Source organism: Cerasicoccus frondis (genome assembly GCA_031296915.1).
In the GTDB taxonomy this organism is placed as follows: domain Bacteria; phylum Verrucomicrobiota; class Verrucomicrobiia; order Opitutales; family Cerasicoccaceae; genus Cerasicoccus; species Cerasicoccus frondis.
The window spans coordinates 73101-91563 of record JAVDPC010000017.1; the positions used below are offsets into that span (position 1 = coordinate 73101).

Here is an 18463-nt window from a genome sequence, read left to right on the forward strand (position 1 = left end):
TTAAATTTGACATGTCGCCGGCTAAGCGGAGACGCGCGGGCCTTTCGCTGATCGAAATCATGATCGGAATGGCCATTCTTGGGCTGGTGATGGCTGCCAGCCTGATGGCAATTCCGGAGATTCGGGAGCTTAATTTTCGCTCGGACAGTGTTCGCAGCGGCTATACCGTTTTGAATTCTGAGTTGGAAAACCTGAGGACTCAGACTTACGATCAGCTCTCGGACACGATCACCAACTCTGGCTCTAGTCCCAGCGGTGGTCTTTTGGGCGGCTTGCTCGGGCTGGAAGAGGAAAACGACCAGGTGCAGACCAAATCCACGGTCACCCTGAACAGCACCGCATATACGGTTGTCCGCGACCTGCAGTTTATGGATTCCGCCAAGGAAATCATCCAAACCACCATCACGGTGGACTGGAGTTCCGCCGGGCGGAGCCAGAACATTGTCGGTCGGGCAATTTTCACCAAAGATGGACTATCGGATAAAAAGTTCAGCACGGCGAACTAAGCGCCGTCAGGCGGGCTTTTCACTGCCCGAGCTACTCATTGCAATGACCATTTTTGGACTGCTGGCCAGTGGCATTACGGCGACGTTTTTCGCCTTCAGTCGAGGGCTGAAGGTTTCCATGGAGCATGCTGACCACTCGGCCCAAACCCAGTACGCCTTCGAGCGCATTAACAAAAAGCTTCATTCGATCAGCACCGCACATGCGACATCCAGCACGAGTTTTGACTTTACGACCACCGATCTGGAGGGGAACAAAGAACGGCTCAAGCTCTACTACGACGCGCAAAAAGACGAGCTGATCGAAGCCAACGTCACCACTGGAGGCATTCGCACGCTGTTAGCCAAGGTGGACTCCGCTCAATTCACTTACTACGACCGATTTGGCGTTGTAACCAACACCCTGATCGACATCAACGCCGCCAAACTGGAGGTCCAGACTGAGGTCGCCACGACCAACGGCTCCAAGGATGTGAAGACAGAAACATCCATCATCACCTTTCGCAATCGCAACCTATGAACTCTGCACAGCACACTCGCCGCAGCGGATCGGTCATTCTATTGGCCATGATTTTCAGCGCGGTATCCATCATCGCCATTGTCTACCTGAGCCAGTCTTTAGTGTCGCAGCACCGGACAACGGTTCGCTATGGCTTGGGCTACACGGCTTTTCACCTTGCAGAGTCAGGCATCGAGCTGGGCATGCACGCCATTGCCAACCAGGATTTGGGCGGCAGCTACTGGCCCAAGAAGGCGGACGTCACCTGGGAATACGTTGATAATGCCCCGGTTGGCCAGTATGGCTCATCCACCACGGTGCGTATCGTGGGGCAGGGCAGCGGCAAATACCTCATCACCTCACTGGCGGAGATCGATTTGGGCGATACGCCTGTCCAGCGTGCGGTGGAAACCGTCGTCCAGCAGGCCTTGAGTCAGGAGCAGGAAGAGGAAAACACCGGCTCGGGCGTCTTTGCCTACGGCATGGTGGCTCGCGACTCCATCAAGCTCAACCACAACAATCCGGGCATGAAGGTCTCCAGCTACGATAGTAACGTCAACAACGGCGTGCCGATTTGGGGAACGAACACCGGGCGCTACGTGACCGTGGCGACCCCTGCGACTGGCAACAACGCGATCGCCATCAACAATGCTGTCGTGCATGGGTCGATTCGCACGGGAGGCGGCAACATCAGCTATTCTTCGGGCTTCAACAACCCGAACCAGCAAGACCAGAATGCGGTTATCATCGGGCCTGACTCCACTCAAACCAGTGGCGTTGACTCCAACTATGTTTCCAAAGATTTCGATGGCGAAGTCACCGACCCCGACCTGCCAACGAGCGATGGCTACGTCAAAGTTTCCTACGACCAAAATTATTGGCAGAACAACTCTAACATTTCTCTGGGCAATTCTCTTGTGCCAACCTGGGTCGACACTGAGCGCATCAACACCAACCAAAACGCCAAGTTGACGATTAATGGAACCGTCGTGATTGATGCGGTGCGCAACCTGAATCTCGGCGGCGAGATCGACATCAAGCCTGGCGCGAGCCTCATCATCATGGCGGGCGAAAATATCCACGTGAACGCGGACTACATCGACCAGCAGTATCCGGCACAGTTTCAGATCATCGCGAAAAACAGCCAGGATGTTGTGCTGAATAACTTCAAGGTCTTTACCGGTGTGATTAACGCGCCGAATTCCAACGTGCGCTTGGCCGGGGTTGGCAGCACGCCCAAGGGGCAATTCCGTGGCGCGGTTGTCGCGAAGTATATCGAGGTCACCAATGGCGTCGAGTTTTACTACGACGTCAACCTGGGCGATGGCGGCAGTCAGGACCCAGGCAATTACGACGAAGGCGATGATGACATCGGTGAGCTGGAACTCGTCAGTTGGGCCGAAATCTCACCGTCGAAGGCGTTTAAGTAATCTCGGTAAGGATCTACGCCAAGTTTCGCTCACTGGCGCCTCGCTAAAATAAATGTCAAACGGTGCGGGGTGACCGGTTCCGTCTGGAGCAAAGGGGGCAAATTTTCTATAACGCTTGGTGTGAAAATAACAGCTAGCCCCCAGCGCGCGCACCATCGTTTTTCTGTATTGCTTGGCGTTTTTTTCGCTGGGCAGCTCGCATCAGCAGTGCCGCAGGCCCCTGAGCTGTCGCCTCCCTGGGAGGTGGTTTCAGCGCCTGCGTTTACCGCACGCTCGTTGGGTGACGTCCCCAAGGAACCGCTCGCGATGAGCGAATGGGCATTCCACAAGAGCGCCGATGGCTCGCGGCCGAGTGGGGTCGAGCAGCAATATGTGTGGCTGATGAACCGGGCGCGGGCGAACCCGGAAGTCGAGGGCATCTGGCTTTCCCTGGTTCAGGATAGTCGGATTAAGAATGCCGTCAGCTACTTCAACGTGGACTTGGATATTCTGCGGGCGGAGTTTCTTGCGCTGGCGCCCACGCCGCCAGCGGCGTTCGACGTTCGTTTGCACGAGGCTGCGCTGTCTCACTCGGAGTATCTGGTCAGTGAGGACGCCCAGAACCACACCGGTCAATTTCAACGCATTTCCGATGCAGGTTTTGCCTACTCCAGCGCCCGCGCCAGCGTGTTTTCCTACTCCCAAAATGGCCCCTATGGCCACGCCGGGTTCAACATCGACTGGGGCGGCAATGACGGGACTGGCATGCAGACGGGCCGCGGTCATCGGGCAGGGCTGATGGGCAACTACAGCAACGTCGGCATCGGCATCGTGGAAGACAATGACGCGGGCACGTCCGTTGGCCCGCAAGTCACGACGATCAACTATTGCAACGCCCAGACTTCGCAAGCCAACCACTACAACCGCTTCATCGTGGGCACGGTTTGGGAGGACGCCAATGGCAACCTGCTCTACGATCCGGGTGAAGGCTTGGCTGGGGTGACGGTGATGCCGGACAGTGGCGATTTCTACGCCATCACAGGGGATGCTGGCGGCTATGCGATCCCGGTCGATCCCGGCGACTATACATTAAGCTTCAGCGGAGGCGATTTGTTGTCCGGAGTGCAGATCGACGTCACTGTCGGCTCCACCAGTGTGCTGGTTCCGTGGCTGTATTTTCCTGCGGAAGAGATGCTGGCTGGAGCTGAGTTGCTGGTGGACGCCGTGGACTTCGAGACGGACGCGGATTGGCAAAACTACTACGGCCAGCCAACCACCGTAGGCGTGAGCGAAAACCTGGTCGATTGGGAATTGATCGACAGCGGCATTGCGAACATTGGTGGGTCCATGAGTTGGACGGATGACTGGTCTGGTGATCCAAGTACGCGCTTTTGGCGCATTCAAGCCTGGTCCTACATCGAGGAGTGACGCCTGTCGCTTAAAGTTGCTCTGGAGAATGGCTGACCAGATCAGCGAGCAGCATCAATGCATCTTCATCCAGATGCCCAAGGCGGCGGGGAGGCGGCTTAAGATCAAAAATAAAAATGCTCGCGCGTTCACTTTTTTGTTGTGAAAAGTGATCGGATTAGTAGTGTTTAAATGAACATTTCTATCCGCCATGAAAACTTCTCTCCCATACACCGGTTGCCCGCCTTAACGGGCAGCGAGTCCAGTCAATGCTGTGTGAACGCATTCGTGTTTGCGCGGCGCTTGAGCCGTTGATGGGGCCCATTCGCCGATGTGCTGGTGTAAACAGTCACGTCGGCGACGCCCCGAGGCTTTAATTCGGCAGCCGCCGACAAGCGCACCGTAAACTTATGCCAGCTTGTGTTTCGCCATGTTGACGTTGAAGCGCCCGACACAACGGGGCGTTCCCCGACCCGCGCCCAATGGGCGAACGGGAGACCTTTTTGTTCTTTGATACCGTGATTTTTTGCCATTGGCGCCCCCCCCTCAGCGAGTTTTGCGGGTCATTTTTCCAAGTATTGACCATCACTCAGGCCATGACTTTAACGCTCTATGCGAAAAAATAAAGTTTGCGGTCGGAGTGGCGTAGTTGGTTCAATGAGCCATACCCCGGCATGACCGAACCAAGCACTTTGCAAAATGAATCCCGCTGGCTGGCGCTGGTGCGCCAGATGCTCGAAAAGCCTCACGCCGTAGAGCGTGGCTACTGTGGCCGCATCAAGTGGAGCCCCACCTCGCGCCTGGAACCTACGATGACTGGGAGGCGTCCACACAACGATTTTGACGTGCTCATCATCCTCTCGGGTCGCGGCGTTTTATACGATGAGCATTCCGACTGGGAATGTGCGCTTCGCTCAGGCATGGCCGTGCTCGCCCCCCCGAACTTTATCATGCGTGGCGAGCATGAGCAGAGTGATCCAATTGCGCTGGCGTTCCTGCACTTCAGGCCGTCAGCCGAGGTGACGCAACAAATGGTTTCGTTTCTGGGCGACCAGCCGCTCGTTTATGATTTTCCGGACTATTGGCGCTGGGATGCGCTTTTCCGCGAGTGGCTCATGACGGAGTATAACCAGTGGTTGTCACACCGTGGCAGCTCTGGGAGTGGGCCGAGCATGAACGAAAACATCGATGGCGTGACCATGTTGCCGTCCAGCCAAGCGAGCCGGGCGACGGATCTGGCGCGCCACCTCACCTACATTGCGCTCGTGGCCGAGCCCTTGCTTGCGCCGATGCTGCCGGCAACATCCATGGATTCCGCCAAGATGCGGGACCGCGAATTGGTGGCCCGCGCGGTGCAGCTCATGGAGGCGGAGCGCTCTGCATTTGTGATGATCGAAGCGTTGGCGAGGGACTGCAGTTGCAGTGTTTCGCGCCTGCGGCGGGCATTCCACACCGTCTACCAATGCTCACCGCGCGACTACCAAATCCGCACCCGGTTGGAGCGCGCCGCCGCACTGTTGCGTTACTCCAGCCTGTCGGTGAAGGAAGTCGCCGCCGAGCTTGGTTACACGGATCAGTTTCAGTTCTCGCGGCAGTTCAAGCAGTTCTGGGGCATGGCGCCGTCGCAGTTCGATGGCCAGGCCCTGACAGGCTGCAGAAGTTAAGGCCAGCAGAGTTTTAGTTTGCGACCAGTCCGGCAAGCCGACTAGCTGGTGTTTTCCGAACCCAAATCATTCTATGCCAGCATTCGATTACCCTCTCGAGAAACTCAAAACCTACCTGGGGCAAAGCCCGTGCCCGTCGGATTTCGACGCCTACTGGACCGAAGCCTTGGACGAAATGCGCGCGGTGGACGCTCAGCCCGAGCGGGTGAAGTCCGACTTCGAAACGCCCTTTGCGGACTGCTATGACTTGTATTGGAAAGGCGTTGGCGGCGCCCGCGTGCACGCCAAGCTCGTCATCCCGAAGCATATCCCCGAAGGTGGTTGCCCGGCCATTTGCCAGTTCCATGGCTACAGCGCCTGGTGCGGAGAGTGGACTCATTTACTGGCGATGGCTGCCTCCGGTTTTGTGGTGGCGTCGATGGATTGCCGGGGCCAGGCGGGAGATTCCCAGGAGGTCGTATCCGCGAACCTGAGCACGTTTAAGGGGCACATTATCCGCGGCCTGCGCAATGACCCCAAAGACCTCGCATTTCGCGCGATCTTCCTCGACACCGCGCAACTGGCGGGCCTCGTGATGGACATGCCCGAAGTCGACGGCGCGCGGGTAGCTTCCCAGGGCGGCAGCCAGGGTGGGGCGCTTTCACTGGTCTGCGCCGCGCTAGAGCCGCGCATTGCGAAGGTCGTGTCTCAGTTCCCGTTTTTGTCCGACTACTACCGGGTCTGGCAGATGGATCTCGCCGAAAACGCATACGTTGAACTGCGTGATTTCTTCCGTTGGTCTGATCCGCTGCACGAGCGTGAAGAGGAAATCTTTAATTGGCTTGGCTACATCGACGTGAAGAACCTCGCGCCGCGCATCAAGGGAGACGTGCTTATGGCCATCACGCTGATGGATAAAACCTGCCCGCCATCCACACAGTTTGCCGCGTATAACAACATCCACGCTCCCAAGAAGCATTTGATCTATCATGACCATGGGCACGAAAATCTGCCGCATTGGCCAGACCACGTCTATCGCTTCTTCCGCGACTGGATGTGCGTCAGCGGCCAATGATGGGCTTGATGCCGCCAAAGGCTGCGAAGCAGGAGTTCTTGTGTAAGATGTCCACCGGGCGAAAGCCGACCCGGTGCATGAGCTCGATTTGGTAGGTGACGGATCGCGGCGAGTCTTCCCGATCAATGTAGGCAAATACTTTTTCCGCATATTCGGCGCCGCCCAGACCGTTGAGATAATCTCCGTACCGTCGCCACATGAGGCTGTGCACGTTGTCCGATTCGTGGGCGACCAAGTCAGTGATCCAAAACGAGCCGCCGGGCCGGAGCAGGTGGAAAATCATCTCGAACGCGGCCTCCCAATCCGCGTCATCGCGCAGGTGGTGCAGCACCGCAGCGGCAATTACGACATCGAACGAATGCGTCGGGAACGCGATATCGCGGAAGTCGCCTTGGTAGACGGTGATGCTGCCGGAGTTCTCCGCCTCAATGCGCTCCTCGGCGCGCTCAAGCATGGGCAGGCTCAAGTCGCAAATGTCGCAGTCGAAATCACGCCCGTATTCCTGCCGAAGCTTGATGGTGTTGTTGGCGGCGCCGCAGCCGATATCGAGGACGCGACGAATGGTCGGCGTGGCGGCGATGGCGGCCTGCGTGATGAGGTCCATCGCCAGCGGTGCGTCAATGGTCGCAGCCTGCCCGGTTTCCAAATTGGAGAAGCGCTCGACGTCGGCGTCAAAGCGCGTGCGAATTTCGTCGAGAGTGGACTTTTCGTGAAGCGGAGTGGCCATGGCATTATGATATGCCTCAAGGCCGTTTCGTCAATCCCAGGTGTCGGAGAGTTGCCCTCCAGTTTTAACCGTATTTCTTCAACCAGTCGCGCGTGCTACGCTTGAGCTTCTTGATGCGCGTTTGCAGGGGGCGCAGGGTTTGGGGCGTCATGTGGTCGATGAAAAGCACGCCTTGCAGGTGATCGTTTTCGTGGAGGATGACGCGGGCAAAGAGGCCGTCGCATTTGACCTCATGGTGGTTGCCATCGAGATCCTGAAATTTCATTTCGACGTAGGTGTCGCGCACGACTTCGCCGCGAATGCCGGGGAAGGACAGGCAACCTTCTTCGTAAGGCGCCTTCGGTTCTTTGGTCACGATCTGTGGGTTAATGACCACGAGCGGCATGATGAGGTCCAGCGGCGGCGTCTTGCCATCGAGTTCGTAAAAGAATTCCACAGGCCGGTCGCCGAGCTGCATATCCATGACGAAGATTTGCTTGGCGACATTAACCTGCTGTGCGGCCAGCCCAATGCCTTCCTCGTCATACATGGTGTCGAGCATGTTCTGGGCGAACTCTTTGAGCTCGTCATTAAATTCTGTGACAGGAGCGCCTTTCTCCCGCAGGATAGGCTCACCAAACATGGTAACTCTTAGGATCAAAGTGTAGGTGTGTTGAAGTGTTGATGTGTAGAGGTGCGGAAGTTATTGCTGCTACTTAGGCGTTTTAGATTTTTCTAAATAACGAAGGAAACCGCCAATTAAATTGGCGGTGGAGACTGCCTGGTCATGTAGTCGTTGAAACGTTCCAGCATCAAGGTAGTTCGCGTCGAGTAAAGTATATAACTGTGAACGGAACTCGTAGGCGGAGCCTTGAGCGATGCGCAAGAAACGCACAAACTCTGGGCGGCTGCCACGTCCAAAACCTTCCGCAATGTTAGAGCCAATCGAAACCGCAGAGCGGCGAATCTGGTCGCGGAGACCGAAATCGCTAGAAAGAGGCTCCTGCTTGCATAGGATGTATATCTCTTTCGTCAGTTCACGTGCTTCCCGCCATGCCTGAATTTCTTCGAATCGTTCGATTTTCGCCATGATAGACCCAATAAACCTCAATACCTCCCTACCTCAACACCCCAACACTAAGTCTGAAATCTTTGGATTTCAGACTTCAGCACATCGGCGCTGCGCTTGAGGTTCATGACCATGCGGTTGGTTTCGCGCACGGCGTTGGCGGTTTGTTGAGCGGAGGAGCTGAGTTGGCCCATGGCTTCGTTGATCTGGCTGGCGCCTTCGGCCTGGCTTTCCATGCCTTCGAGGATCTGATCAAAGCGCGGAGGGAGGCCTTGCACTTGCTGAATCACATCGGTCAGGCGGCCGCTGATGTCAATGATCTCGACAACGCTGCTGTCGACTTTACGGGAGAAATTGCTCATGTTTTTCACGCCGGTTTGCACGGCGGTGAGCATGTCCTGCACGCTTTGCTCGATCTCCAAAGTCGAGGATGCAGCCTGGTCGGCCAAGCGGCGAATTTCGGTGGCGACGACGGAGAAACCGCGTCCGTGCACGCCCGCTTTCTTGGCCTCAATGGAGGCGTTCAATGACAGCAGGTTGGTCTGGTCCGCAACCTTGGTCATGGTGGAGATGACGCTGGTGATCGCGTAAGCGCGCTGATTGATGAGGTTGAGCTGTTCGGCCACATCGTCATTGGCTTCGCCGAGCTCCTTCATGGAGGACTCTAGGGCAGTCAAGACATCGAGCCCTGACTCCGCCTTGAGCGCTGTGCTTTGGGTGACTTCGTTGACCTGCTTCATCGTGCGGGCCAGCTCACGCGTCGTGGTGGAAATTTGCTTGGCGGTGGCGTTGACTTCGACGGATGCGGCGCCGGTTTGCTCGGCGGCGGTTACCTGCTGTTGAGCGGATGAGTTCAGGTGTTGCGAGGTGTTGCTGATCTCTTCCGCTGTCACCTTCACCTTGCCCACGAGGGACTTCAAATTGGTCGCCATGGTTTGGGCTGCGGCGGAGAGCTGGCCGATTTCGTTGCGGGTTTTACAACGAATTTCGGCGGTCAAGTCACCTTCGGCCAAGCGGTGTGCGGCATCGGTCAAACTGGCGATCGGGTGGGTGATGCCACGTGACATGAGCAGGGAAGCGATGAGCACAACCAGCAGCGTGACGCCGGCAACCAGGATTGACGCCGACAGCAAGTGACTGACCGGGCCGAAGACTTCTTCGCGGTCAATCTTCAACACCAAGCCAAGTCGTAGGTTGGGCAAGTAATCCCAGATCGCGACGACCTCTTCGCCCCGATAATCGACGTCGAGCGCGCCACCGCTCATCCCGCGCACCGCGCGTTGTGATGGGTTTAGATCCTCGCCATTTTTCGGATTATAGTCGGTGATTTTTTTGAAGGCGGCTTCTTCGCCGCTGCGCAGTTGATTCAGCGTGATGATTTCTTCCCCGCGCCGAGCCAGGAACATGACTTCGCCGGTATCTCCCAGCCCAGTGGTGTCATCGATCACCGACAACAGCTTCTCGTTGTCGGGCGCCAGGGCGACAGCGCCGAGGAGGATGCCATCTTCGAGCACCGGGCTGGTGATGAAGAGCGAAGGCTCACCCGTGGGGGGGAAAATATCATAGTCGCCGGCCTGTGGACTCATCAGGCGAATCGCACTTTCGAAAGACTGCGCCAATTCGTGTTTGCTGTTCGGCTCGCTGCGCAGGTCACGGTTTTCAATCGGCAGTTCAGGGTCGCTGTAAACCACGATGCCTTGGTTATTGATGAAAAGAATCTGCCGAAATCCCAGCTTGCTGCGCAAGTCGCGGACGATGGGGCGGGCAAACTCTTCAACCTCCAGGTAGGTCGTGTTATCCTCAATGGTTTCCAGATCTTTATTGGTGATCTCGCCCAGATAAAGCAGGCTGTACTGGACGGCGGGGCTATCCGCGACCAAGCCCACGATGTTTTCCACTTCCTCCAGGTAGTTGCGGATTTCCTCCAACTGGAGCGTGGATATCGCAGACAGGTATGAGCCCTCGGTATCGAGCAAGGCGTCGCGGGCCAGCAGATATTGTGCGACGCTGACGATGATAAGTGGCGCCATGGCGATCGTCAGGAAGTAGAGCATGATCTGGCGAAACAGCCGACGGCCAGACAATGACTTTGCTGGCTCGTTGGGCGCCTTCGTTGGGCTGCTCTGACGCCGCTGCGTCAACAGGGTATGGCTGGGATGGTCGCTCATTTGGCAGGCGCGCTCCATTCTCCGTTCCAGCCTTGCTTGAGCATGGCCAGGTATTCATCCCAAGCTTCCCGGGGGCGGAACATGGGGTAGGGGGCCGGGCGCACTGGGGCGTCGCTCTCCCACTCGATGGCGAACTGGCCGTCATTTAAGATGCGGCCGATGCGGGCAGTTTTATAAAGGTGCTGGTTTTGCGGGTCGATGAACACCATGCCCCCGGGGGCAAGAAAGCTGCGGTTGCCGATGTTTTCGCGGACTGATTCCGCACTGGTCGTCTCGGGCAGTATCCAGTCCTTGTCTTCGTTGGCTTTGCGGACGGCCTCTGCCCAGAGGTAAACCCCGCTATAGGCCGCGTCAACAGCGTCGGAGGTGACGCTGTCTTTGCCGTAAGCTTGCTTGAAGTTACGCACAAACTCCCGATTTTCCCTGGTCGGTATCGACTGAAAATAGTTCCACGCCGCGAAGTCGCCCACCAAGAGTTGCTTTTCCATACCCATGCTTTGGAGCAGGCTTTCATCGATGCTGAAGGAAATGGTCGGGATTTCGTCGCTGGTGACGCCGGCCTCGCGCAAGGCGCGGAAGAAGGCGATGTTGGAGTCGCCGTTGATGGTGTTCAGGATGAAGTCTGGTTGAGTCTTGGCGATGTCTGCGGCCATTTCTTCAGTGTCTTCTGAGCCAAGCGGCAGATAGCGCTCGCCTACGATTTCTCCACCGAGCGCCTTTACCTGGTCTTTGATCACTTCATTGGCGGTGCGCGGAAATACATAATCAGAGCCGACGAGATAGAAGCGTTTGGCGCCTTTGTCTTTCATGGCCCAGTAGACTGCGGGGATGATCTGTTGGTTCGGCGCCGCCCCGGTGTAGACGATGTTGGGCGAGCTTTCAGCGCCCTCATATTGCACGGGGTAGAAAAGCAGCGCATCGTGCTTTTCGAGCACCGGGGTCATGGCCTTGCGGCTTGCCGATGTCCATCCGCCGAATATGACGGCGACTTTATCGTCGGAAAGCAGCTGGTCCGCCTGCATGGCGAAAATGCGTTCCTTGGACTGCCCGTCACGGATTACTGGCTCCAGCTTGATGCCGGGGAGGAAATTGCTGGCGTTGATTTCGTCGATCGCCATGCGCACGGCGTCGATCACGGGTAGTTCGGAGTTGGCCATGGTGCCGGTGGCCGAGTGCAAAATGCCGACTTTTACCGTCTGCTCCTTGCGCTGGTCGCCGCACCCACCCAGCGTAAACAACGCCAGCGCCAGCCAACTAAGCAGAATAGTGCGAGTCATCGGTGGATATCATTTGGCAACATTGCGGGGCCATCAACCCAAAATACGCAGCGAGCAGGGCTAGTTGGCGGAAGTTTCCGCCGGTTGCTTGAAGGGCAGGCGGATGGTAAACGTCGTGCCTTTGCCGGATTCGGTGACAAAATCGATTTCGCCATGATGCGCCTCGACAATGGATTTTGCAATGGCGGAGCCCAAGCCAGTGCCGCGGCTCTTGCCATAGGTGACGAATGGAGTCCAGAAATTGCTGCGGATTTGCTCCGGAATGCCATCGCCGTTGTCACTGATGGTGATGCGGATAATGTCTGCATCCGCCCCTGCTTTGATGACGATTTCGGCGTTCTCCCGTTCGCCAAGCGCGTCGACTGCGTTGCCGACGATATTCTGCAGCACGCGCAGGAGCTTGTTTTGCTCGCCTTCGAACTCGACGTCGGTGACGGCCAGCTCGATGCTTAAGTTATCCTTGGCGAAGGAGGGTTCGTTTAAATCCTTAAACTTTTCCATCAGCTTACTGAGGCTGACGGTTTCGATGAACAGCTTTTGCTCGCCTCGGGAGAACTCCGAAAGCTCGTTGGCCATTTCCACCATGCGGTCGACCTGAGCCGCGATGTTGTTGCAGATTTTAATGGTTTTCTCGTCTTCTCCGTGGCGACTTTGGATCATTTGCGCGCCCAGGCCGATCAGCGTAAATGGATTCTTAAAGTCGTGGATAATGCTGTTCACCATGGTGCCAACGAGGCTCATTTTCTCCTGTTGGAGCATGTCGTCCAGGTAGTGGCGCGTCGTCTGATGCAGGTGGTTGACGATGCTGCCCAGGATTTGCTCGATTGGGCCCGGGGTGCTCTTAATAAAGGTCAGCAAGTCCTCGCGGTAGACTTTGGCAATGCTCACGTGGCCCTGTGCCAAGGCGCTCAATGAGCGCGGCGCACCGGTAAAAATGCCAATTTCGCCGAAAAAGTTTCCCTGTTTGGTCGTGGAGATGATGCGGCGTTTACCATCGGGCGTTTCGGCGGCGAAGGCGACGATGCCTTCGAGCACCAGGCACAGGCTGTCTGACGGGCTCCCTTCCAGGAAAATCGCATCTCCGTCCTGATAATGATCAACGTCCGCCTGGTCAACCAGTCGCATGACGCTCTCCTGATCAGAATTTCGGAAAAACGGATGATCGTTTAGCTGCATGCGTGCGGCAAAGTTACTGCAGGTCAGCAGAGATTGGTTGAGAGCTCATTGGCGTTACTCTAGTGGCTAACCTTGACAGGTCTAGCCCAAAAATAACGCTACTACCGAACAATGAGGAACTTCGGCTCCTTTGGCGGGTCTAAAGCACGCGTAGACAGTGCTGGTTTCATATCAGGCGTCTGGCTCTGCCTTGGGCGAACCAGTCTTTTTGCTTGAATGATCACGAGTATACGCTATCTCAGGAGTTTTTTTCGGGACGTCGGATTAAAATTTCCGGCCGAAAGCTCTTGCTTCCCAACCCGAATTTGGCGCGGCGCCACACCAAACCTAAACTAGGCGGCCGGCCACACCCAACACCCAAAAACGAAGTATGCCTTCATTCGAACACACCAATTCGCAGCCTAAGGCGCGAGAGGACGAACATTTTCGTCCGGGCGATGACGCGTCAGCAAAAGACGATTCCGCCGAAGAACAAGCCAAGAAAGCTGGCCTGGGCCAGGAAGCCCTCTCCTGGGGAGACCTCGCCAAAGAACCTGAGCCCGAACCCGTTCAGGAAAAGCCAGCCGAAAAGCCAGTCGAAGCCAACCAAAATGTCCTGGGCGATGAGTCCGTGGATGATTTTGACATGTCGGACTTTGACATCGCGGTTGACGCCGCTGCCGAACCCGTCGCAGAAGCCTCAGCTGAGGCGCAACCTGTTGACGCGGAACCCGCCAAAGTAGAGTCTGTGGCCGAAGCTCCCGCTGAGGAAGCTCCGAAGCCACAGCGCATAGACGATAGTGATCTGCCGAATCCCGGCCCAGCGCTGTTGCAGAATCGCGCCAGCCTTGCCAGCCAGGGCCCCGGCCGTAAGCGCAACCGTCCGGAAACCGGTGCGGAGAAGTCCCGCTTGCCCGCCGGTCATCCAGGCTTAGTTGAATCGCCAGCGGCTTTTGAAGAAAAGCTCAGCGGTCGCTTTGCGGAAGGAAAGCCCGAGCGTAAGCCACGTGCAAAGTCGGAGAAACCTGCAACCGAGAAAACGGAAGGTCAGACTGACGAAGCCGCTAAGGCCAAGCCTGCGGATGACGCGACTGGAGATGCGCCTACTAAGCCCAAGCGCAAGCGCCGTCGTAAGAAGAAGTCCAACAATGGCGAGAATCGTCAGGACGGACAGCAGCCCAAGCAGCAGGGAGAGCGCTCTGAAAAGAGTGATAAGCCCCGCCCGCAAGGCCAGGAACGTCGCGAAAAGTCTCAGCCCAAGCCACGTGCGGCGGCCAAGCCAGCTCCGGCTCCCGAGCCCAAGGGCTTCATGGGCGCGGTGAAAAAGTTTTTGGGCGGCCTCTTTGGCGCTGCGCCTGCTCCGGCCGAAAAGCCCAAGGCGCAGGAAACCCCGAAGCGTGAAGGCAAGCCTCAGGGCGACCGTCCTCGCGGCAAGGGTGGCCAGGGTCGCGGTAAAGGCGGTCCCCGCCGTGGCCAAGGCGGCCAGGGTGGTCAGCCACGTGGTCAGGGCGACAATGGCCCCAAAGGCGAGGGCGGTGATGATCGTCCGAAGCGTCGTCGCGGCAAGCGTGGCGGTAAAAACCGTCGCGGCGGCAATCGCCAGGGCGGTGGACGCGATAACAAGCCTTCGGCCCAGCAGTCTTAAGCAGTTCTTTGCGAAAATTTCAGCGTCGTCCCAAACGGGACGGCGCTTTTTTTGGCTCAACTCACATAAGGCATTGAACCCGGGGCAGGCTTTATCTTGGCTAGCGTTACGTCGTCGCGATGAGCGCGTCGGCGGCTGTGTTTTTACCCATGGATGTATTTCGAATTAACGGGGGGCGACCCCTGCGCGGTGAAGTGACGGTGAGTGGCGCCAAGAACGCCTGTTTGCCGATGTTTGCTGCTACTTTGCTGACTGGTGAAACGTGCGTTATCGAGAACGTGCCGGACCTTTCCGATCTCCGCTTCATGGCGGAAATTATTGAAAACCTCGGCGCCAAGGTTGAGCGCCCGGACAAGTCCACTTGGCGCATTACGGCGGCGGACATTACCCATCGCGCCCCCTATGAGCTCGTGCGTCGCATGCGCGCCAGCGTCTGTCTGTTGGGGCCGCTGGTGGCGCGCCTGAAGAAGGCCGAGGTCTCTTTGCCAGGTGGTTGTGTGATTGGTCCACGGCCCATTGATTTACACCTGAAGGGATTGTCCAAGCTCAACTGCGATGTCGATGTTCGCGCGGGCTATGTCCACGTCAACGCCAAGCGGGCGCGGGGGGGGCATGTGTTCCTGGGCGGTCGCCATGGCAGCACGGTTACCGGCACGGCGAATATCCTGATGGCGGCGGTGCTGACGCCCGGTGTCACGCGGATCGAGTCTGCGGCCTGCGAGCCGGAGGTGGTCGATTTATGCAAAATGCTACTGTCGATGGGCGCCCGGATCAAAGGCGTGGGCAGCCATTGCTTGACCATCGAAGGCGTCGATAAGCTTCATGGCACGACTTACCGTGTGATCGATGACCGCATTGAAGCAGGCACTTACCTAATTGCCGGCGCCATGTTGGATGCCGATATCACGGTTTGCGGCGCGCATGCCGAAGATCTCTCGGCCTTGTTGGATAAACTGGAAGAGGCCGGTGCTGATTTCACGATCGAGCTGGGAGGGCGCATCCGGGTAAAGGGAACGCCCGGCTCCTTGAGCCCGGTCGATGTCATTACCTTACCGCATCCTGGCTATCCGACTGACCTTCAAGCGCAGATGTGCACGCTCATGAGCGTTACCCCCGGCTTATCCATCATCACGGAGCGCGTTTATCCGAACCGCTTTATGCATGTGCCTGAGCTTCAGCGGATGGGGGCGGACATCGCCATCGAGGGCGCGAGCGCCATCGTGAAGGGGCGGCGTAATCCACTGTCCGGTGCGCCGGTCATGGCGAGTGATTTGCGAGCGAGCGCTGCTCTGATCCTGGCGGCAATGGCAGCCCACGGTGAGACGTGGGTGCAGCGTATTTACCACTTGGACCGTGGCTACGACGGCTTTGAAAAGAAGCTTCAGGCTTTGGGCGCTGACATTGAGCGCCTTAAGCAGGAAGCCATGCCTAAGGACCTATCGGCGGATGGCTAGCCCGGCCAACAGCGTTTGTCAGGGCATTGCCCGTTGGTTGCTTCAGGCATGCTTGTGCCTGTTGGCGGCCTTGAGCGCGCCCGCGCTCCAGGCAAGCTCCACTCCGGATGACTGGCCGCTGGCGATGGATTTACCTGATGGCTGGGAGGCTCGGGAATTGGGCGATTTGTCGGATTACTTCAATATTTATAATCAAAGCAAGAGCGCGAATCTCCTGATTGAAATCGAGCGGAAACACAATGTGACCGAGGCGGATGTGCCCACGAAGTTCAGTCACTTCATGCAGATCTCCGACCAGTCGATGAAGGATCATGGTTTGGAGCCAGCGGAAGGATCGGAGACCATTGTGATTGACGACGGCGCTTTTCAGGGGCAGGCGATTCTCTTAAAGAGCGGTTCGTTAAACGACTTCTACACCGCGCAGGTGCTGCTCAACGATGGGCGACAATCGCTTGACGCCAACTTTAGCGGTCACTGGGCGGAATGGGAAGAGGCGCTGAAAATCCTGAAGTCCATCCGTCGGCATGGATGGAATGCGTTGGGACCAGCCACTGTTTTGACTGAGCTGCCCGACAGCCATGGGCGCATGGCTGTGCAGTTTTCGCGCATGGGCAGTGATGGGCGACTCAGCTACCATCTCTCGATTGTCAAAGATGGAGAGGACGCGACGCAGACCAATGGAAATGTCGCGATCTTGGACCAACCACTCACCGAACTGGCCTGGAAAGAGCCGCGCCAACTCGAGGTAACTTTACCCCGCGACGCCCGGGTTTTCCATCGAAATCGTTTCCCGCCACGCGCCGATGCTTCGGTGATCTTTATCGATCTGGCGACCGAAGCAGTGCAGGCAGATCAAGCGAAAATGGCCCAGCAGTTTCTGGATTTTGATCCGCCTGAGCCGTGGTCGTTTGATTTCGTGGGAGAAGGGCAGGGGCAGTATCTTTTTCGGCTGCCCGGTGAGCAGAATGCCTTGCTCATGATGCACCCGCTGAAGCCCGGCATGATGAAAAGCGAAGAAAGCGCCAAGTTGCAGGTTCGATTGTTTCTAGACGCCTATCCTCGCCAGATTGAGCAAAATCAGGATGTGCCGATGGAGGTGCTGGAAACCATGATGTACCCGATCAAAGGCGATGTCGTGCACGGCGAGTTGGGTCTCGTGACCTTGCGCACCGAGGAAGGCACATTGATCGTGGGGACTTTCTACGTGACGGATGGCGAGCATTTTTACATGGGCCAACTCAGTGGTAAACCAGGGGCTTGGCCAAGCGCGCGCGACGTACTGGAATCAGCACGACATATCGAGCCCTAGCGCGCCGCTCAAGCATCTGAGCCCAACCGTGGGAAAAATCTTTCGTTTCTGGCGCGATGTCTTTAACTGCTCATCATGCCCGATGATGCCAAAGGAACGGATTATCTCTCGCAGGTGCTCGAAGCGCCGGAGTCCGCCGTGGAAAAAGCGCTGCGGCCGCTAAGTTTCGCGGATTTCAGCGGGCAGGGCAAAACCAAGGAACGGCTTGAGGTGATGGTCGGCGCGGCGAAGTCGCGCAGTGAGCCTTTGAACCATATTTTACTGCACGGCCCGCCTGGGCTCGGCAAGACGACCCTCGCGCATATTCTCGCCAACGAGATGGAGGCCGACATCAAGCTCACCAGCGGTCCCGTAATTGACAAGGCGGGCGACCTCGCCGGCTTGCTCACTAGTTTGCAGGAGGGGGACATCCTTTTCATCGACGAAATCCACCGCATCCCCAAGAGCGTCGAGGAGTATCTTTACTCGGCAATGGAGGATTACCGCATCGACATTATGATCGATCAGGGGCCCAACGCGCGCAGCGTCCGCCTGTCGATCCCGCGTTTCACCCTCGTCGGCGCCACTACCCGTACTGGCCTCTTGACCGCGCCGCTGCGCAGCCGCTTCACCCTGCAAACCCGACTCGATTACTACAACCGCGACACGCTCGAGAAAATCGTTCGCCGTAGTTGCAAACTCCTTGGCGTGCCGATCAATGATGAAGGCGCCGCCGAAGTTGCTGGACGCGCCCGGGGCACCCCGCGCATTGCCAACAATTTAATCAACTTTGCCCGTGACTATGCTCAGCAGCGCGCTGATGGCGAGATCACCGGCCCAGTGGCCGCCAATGCGCTGGAGCTGTTGGAAATCGATCGCAATGGCCTCGACGAAATGGACAAGCGTATCCTGCGCCTCATGGCGGAAAACTATCGGGGCGGCCCGGTAGGCCTAGGCACGGTAGCGGTTGCCGTTGGCGAAGAACAGCACACCCTGGAGGAAGTTCACGAGCCGTATTTAATTCAGGAGGGCTACATTGCGCGCACCCCGCAAGGCCGCGTCCTGACGCCCAAAGCGTGGACCACGATTGGACTGAAGCCCGAGGAGGGAACAGGTCAAGGTTCCTTGTTCGGAAACTAAAAAGTACACGTCGCAATGTGCCGAG

Annotated in this window: 16 protein-coding genes; 10 read left to right on the forward strand and 6 right to left on the reverse strand. The window is 57.3% G+C overall.

Annotated features, from left to right (window positions below; translation table 11 throughout):
- Window positions 1-11: 11 nt before the first annotated feature.
- The 6 genes from RBB63_RS13840 (at window position 12) to RBB63_RS13865 (ending at window position 6536) form a co-directional block, all read left to right on the forward strand.
- Window positions 12-506, forward strand: a complete 495-nt coding sequence (locus RBB63_RS13840) for a pilus assembly FimT family protein (RefSeq protein ID WP_309385259.1) — start codon at window positions 12-14, stop codon at window positions 504-506.
- Window positions 469-1023, forward strand: coding sequence for a PulJ/GspJ family protein (locus RBB63_RS13845; protein ID WP_309385261.1), 555 nt, complete (start codon window positions 469-471; stop codon window positions 1021-1023). The genes RBB63_RS13840 and RBB63_RS13845 overlap by 38 nt, the downstream gene beginning before the upstream one ends.
- On the forward strand, window positions 1020-2432 hold the full coding sequence (locus tag RBB63_RS13850) for a DUF7305 domain-containing protein (protein WP_309385264.1): 1413 nt from the start codon (window positions 1020-1022) through the stop codon (window positions 2430-2432). Before RBB63_RS13845 ends, RBB63_RS13850 begins: the two co-directional genes overlap by 4 nt.
- A 120-nt stretch (window positions 2433-2552) precedes the next feature.
- Window positions 2553-3839: a hypothetical protein gene (locus tag RBB63_RS13855; RefSeq protein WP_309385266.1), complete on the forward strand. Its 1287-nt coding sequence runs from the start codon at window positions 2553-2555 to the stop codon at window positions 3837-3839.
- 653 nt (window positions 3840-4492) lie between these two features.
- Entirely contained in the window at window positions 4493-5482 is a 990-nt protein-coding gene (locus RBB63_RS13860) for a helix-turn-helix domain-containing protein (protein WP_309385268.1), read from the forward strand.
- Window positions 5483-5555: 73 nt separating this feature from the next.
- Window positions 5556-6536: an acetylxylan esterase gene (locus tag RBB63_RS13865; RefSeq protein WP_309385270.1), complete on the forward strand. Its 981-nt coding sequence runs from the start codon at window positions 5556-5558 to the stop codon at window positions 6534-6536.
- On the opposite strand, the gene RBB63_RS13870 is transcribed toward RBB63_RS13865, so the two are convergent.
- From RBB63_RS13870 to RBB63_RS13895, 6 genes are all read right to left on the reverse strand, one after another.
- Window positions 6523-7263 (reverse strand): class I SAM-dependent methyltransferase, encoded by a 741-nt coding sequence (locus tag RBB63_RS13870; protein WP_309385273.1) that lies wholly within the window; start codon window positions 7261-7263, stop codon window positions 6523-6525. The two genes, RBB63_RS13865 and RBB63_RS13870, sit on opposite strands and share 14 nt — an antisense overlap.
- Window positions 7264-7327: 64 nt before the next feature.
- A complete protein-coding gene (locus tag RBB63_RS13875) occupies window positions 7328-7903 on the reverse strand; it encodes a peptide deformylase (protein ID WP_309385275.1) in 576 nt (191 codons plus the stop codon).
- 51 nt (window positions 7904-7954) lie between these two features.
- Complete coding sequence (locus tag RBB63_RS13880; protein WP_309385277.1) at window positions 7955-8332, reverse strand: four helix bundle protein; 378 nt, start codon at window positions 8330-8332, stop codon at window positions 7955-7957.
- Between the two features lie 47 nt (window positions 8333-8379).
- The gene (locus RBB63_RS13885; RefSeq protein WP_309385279.1) at window positions 8380-10479 is read right to left on the reverse strand and encodes a methyl-accepting chemotaxis protein; all 2100 of its coding nucleotides are present in this window, start codon (window positions 10477-10479) and stop codon (window positions 8380-8382) included.
- Window positions 10476-11756, reverse strand: coding sequence for an urea ABC transporter substrate-binding protein (locus tag RBB63_RS13890; protein WP_309385280.1), 1281 nt, complete (start codon window positions 11754-11756; stop codon window positions 10476-10478). The genes RBB63_RS13885 and RBB63_RS13890 overlap by 4 nt, the downstream gene beginning before the upstream one ends.
- A gap of 60 nt (window positions 11757-11816) precedes the next feature.
- Complete coding sequence (locus tag RBB63_RS13895; RefSeq protein WP_309385281.1) at window positions 11817-12932, reverse strand: ATP-binding protein; 1116 nt, start codon at window positions 12930-12932, stop codon at window positions 11817-11819.
- A 370-nt stretch (window positions 12933-13302) separates the two neighbouring features.
- Here RBB63_RS13895 and RBB63_RS13900 point away from each other — a divergent pair, with 370 nt between their 5' ends.
- From RBB63_RS13900 to ruvB, 4 genes are all read left to right on the forward strand, one after another.
- Window positions 13303-14556 carry a hypothetical protein gene (locus RBB63_RS13900; RefSeq protein ID WP_309385283.1) on the forward strand — a complete coding sequence of 418 codons (1254 nt, stop codon included), beginning with the start codon at window positions 13303-13305 and terminating at the stop codon, window positions 14554-14556.
- A 149-nt stretch (window positions 14557-14705) separates the two neighbouring features.
- Window positions 14706-16010 (forward strand): UDP-N-acetylglucosamine 1-carboxyvinyltransferase, encoded by a 1305-nt coding sequence (gene murA / locus RBB63_RS13905; protein ID WP_309385284.1) that lies wholly within the window; start codon window positions 14706-14708, stop codon window positions 16008-16010.
- On the forward strand, window positions 16003-17319 hold the full coding sequence (locus tag RBB63_RS13910) for a hypothetical protein (RefSeq protein WP_309385286.1): 1317 nt from the start codon (window positions 16003-16005) through the stop codon (window positions 17317-17319). Before murA ends, RBB63_RS13910 begins: the two co-directional genes overlap by 8 nt.
- A 75-nt stretch (window positions 17320-17394) precedes the next feature.
- Window positions 17395-18438 carry a Holliday junction branch migration DNA helicase RuvB gene (ruvB, locus tag RBB63_RS13915; protein WP_309385288.1) on the forward strand — a complete coding sequence of 348 codons (1044 nt, stop codon included), beginning with the start codon at window positions 17395-17397 and terminating at the stop codon, window positions 18436-18438.
- Window positions 18439-18463: the final 25 nt, after the last annotated feature.

Excerpts from the sequence above, each read along its gene's own strand:
- RBB63_RS13885 (WP_309385279.1), bottom strand. The coding sequence starts at position 10,479 with ATGAGCGACCATCCCAGCCATACCCTGTTGACGCAGCGGCGTCAGAGC.
- RBB63_RS13910 (WP_309385286.1), top strand. The coding sequence starts at position 16,003 with ATGGCTAGCCCGGCCAACAGCGTTTGTCAGGGCATTGCCCGTTGGTTG.
- RBB63_RS13870 (WP_309385273.1), bottom strand. The coding sequence starts at position 7,263 with ATGGCCACTCCGCTTCACGAAAAGTCCACTCTCGACGAAATTCGCACG.
- RBB63_RS13895 (WP_309385281.1), bottom strand. The coding sequence starts at position 12,932 with ATGCAGCTAAACGATCATCCGTTTTTCCGAAATTCTGATCAGGAGAGC.
- ruvB (WP_309385288.1), top strand. The coding sequence starts at position 17,395 with ATGCCCGATGATGCCAAAGGAACGGATTATCTCTCGCAGGTGCTCGAA.
- RBB63_RS13900 (WP_309385283.1), top strand. The coding sequence starts at position 13,303 with ATGCCTTCATTCGAACACACCAATTCGCAGCCTAAGGCGCGAGAGGAC.
- RBB63_RS13850 (WP_309385264.1), top strand. The coding sequence starts at position 1,020 with ATGAACTCTGCACAGCACACTCGCCGCAGCGGATCGGTCATTCTATTG.
- RBB63_RS13880 (WP_309385277.1), bottom strand. The coding sequence starts at position 8,332 with ATGGCGAAAATCGAACGATTCGAAGAAATTCAGGCATGGCGGGAAGCA.
- murA (WP_309385284.1), top strand. The coding sequence starts at position 14,706 with ATGGATGTATTTCGAATTAACGGGGGGCGACCCCTGCGCGGTGAAGTG.
- RBB63_RS13845 (WP_309385261.1), top strand. The coding sequence starts at position 469 with ATGGACTATCGGATAAAAAGTTCAGCACGGCGAACTAAGCGCCGTCAG.
- RBB63_RS13890 (WP_309385280.1), bottom strand. The coding sequence starts at position 11,756 with ATGACTCGCACTATTCTGCTTAGTTGGCTGGCGCTGGCGTTGTTTACG.
- RBB63_RS13840 (WP_309385259.1), top strand. The coding sequence starts at position 12 with ATGTCGCCGGCTAAGCGGAGACGCGCGGGCCTTTCGCTGATCGAAATC.
- RBB63_RS13865 (WP_309385270.1), top strand. The coding sequence starts at position 5,556 with ATGCCAGCATTCGATTACCCTCTCGAGAAACTCAAAACCTACCTGGGG.
- RBB63_RS13860 (WP_309385268.1), top strand. The coding sequence starts at position 4,493 with ATGACCGAACCAAGCACTTTGCAAAATGAATCCCGCTGGCTGGCGCTG.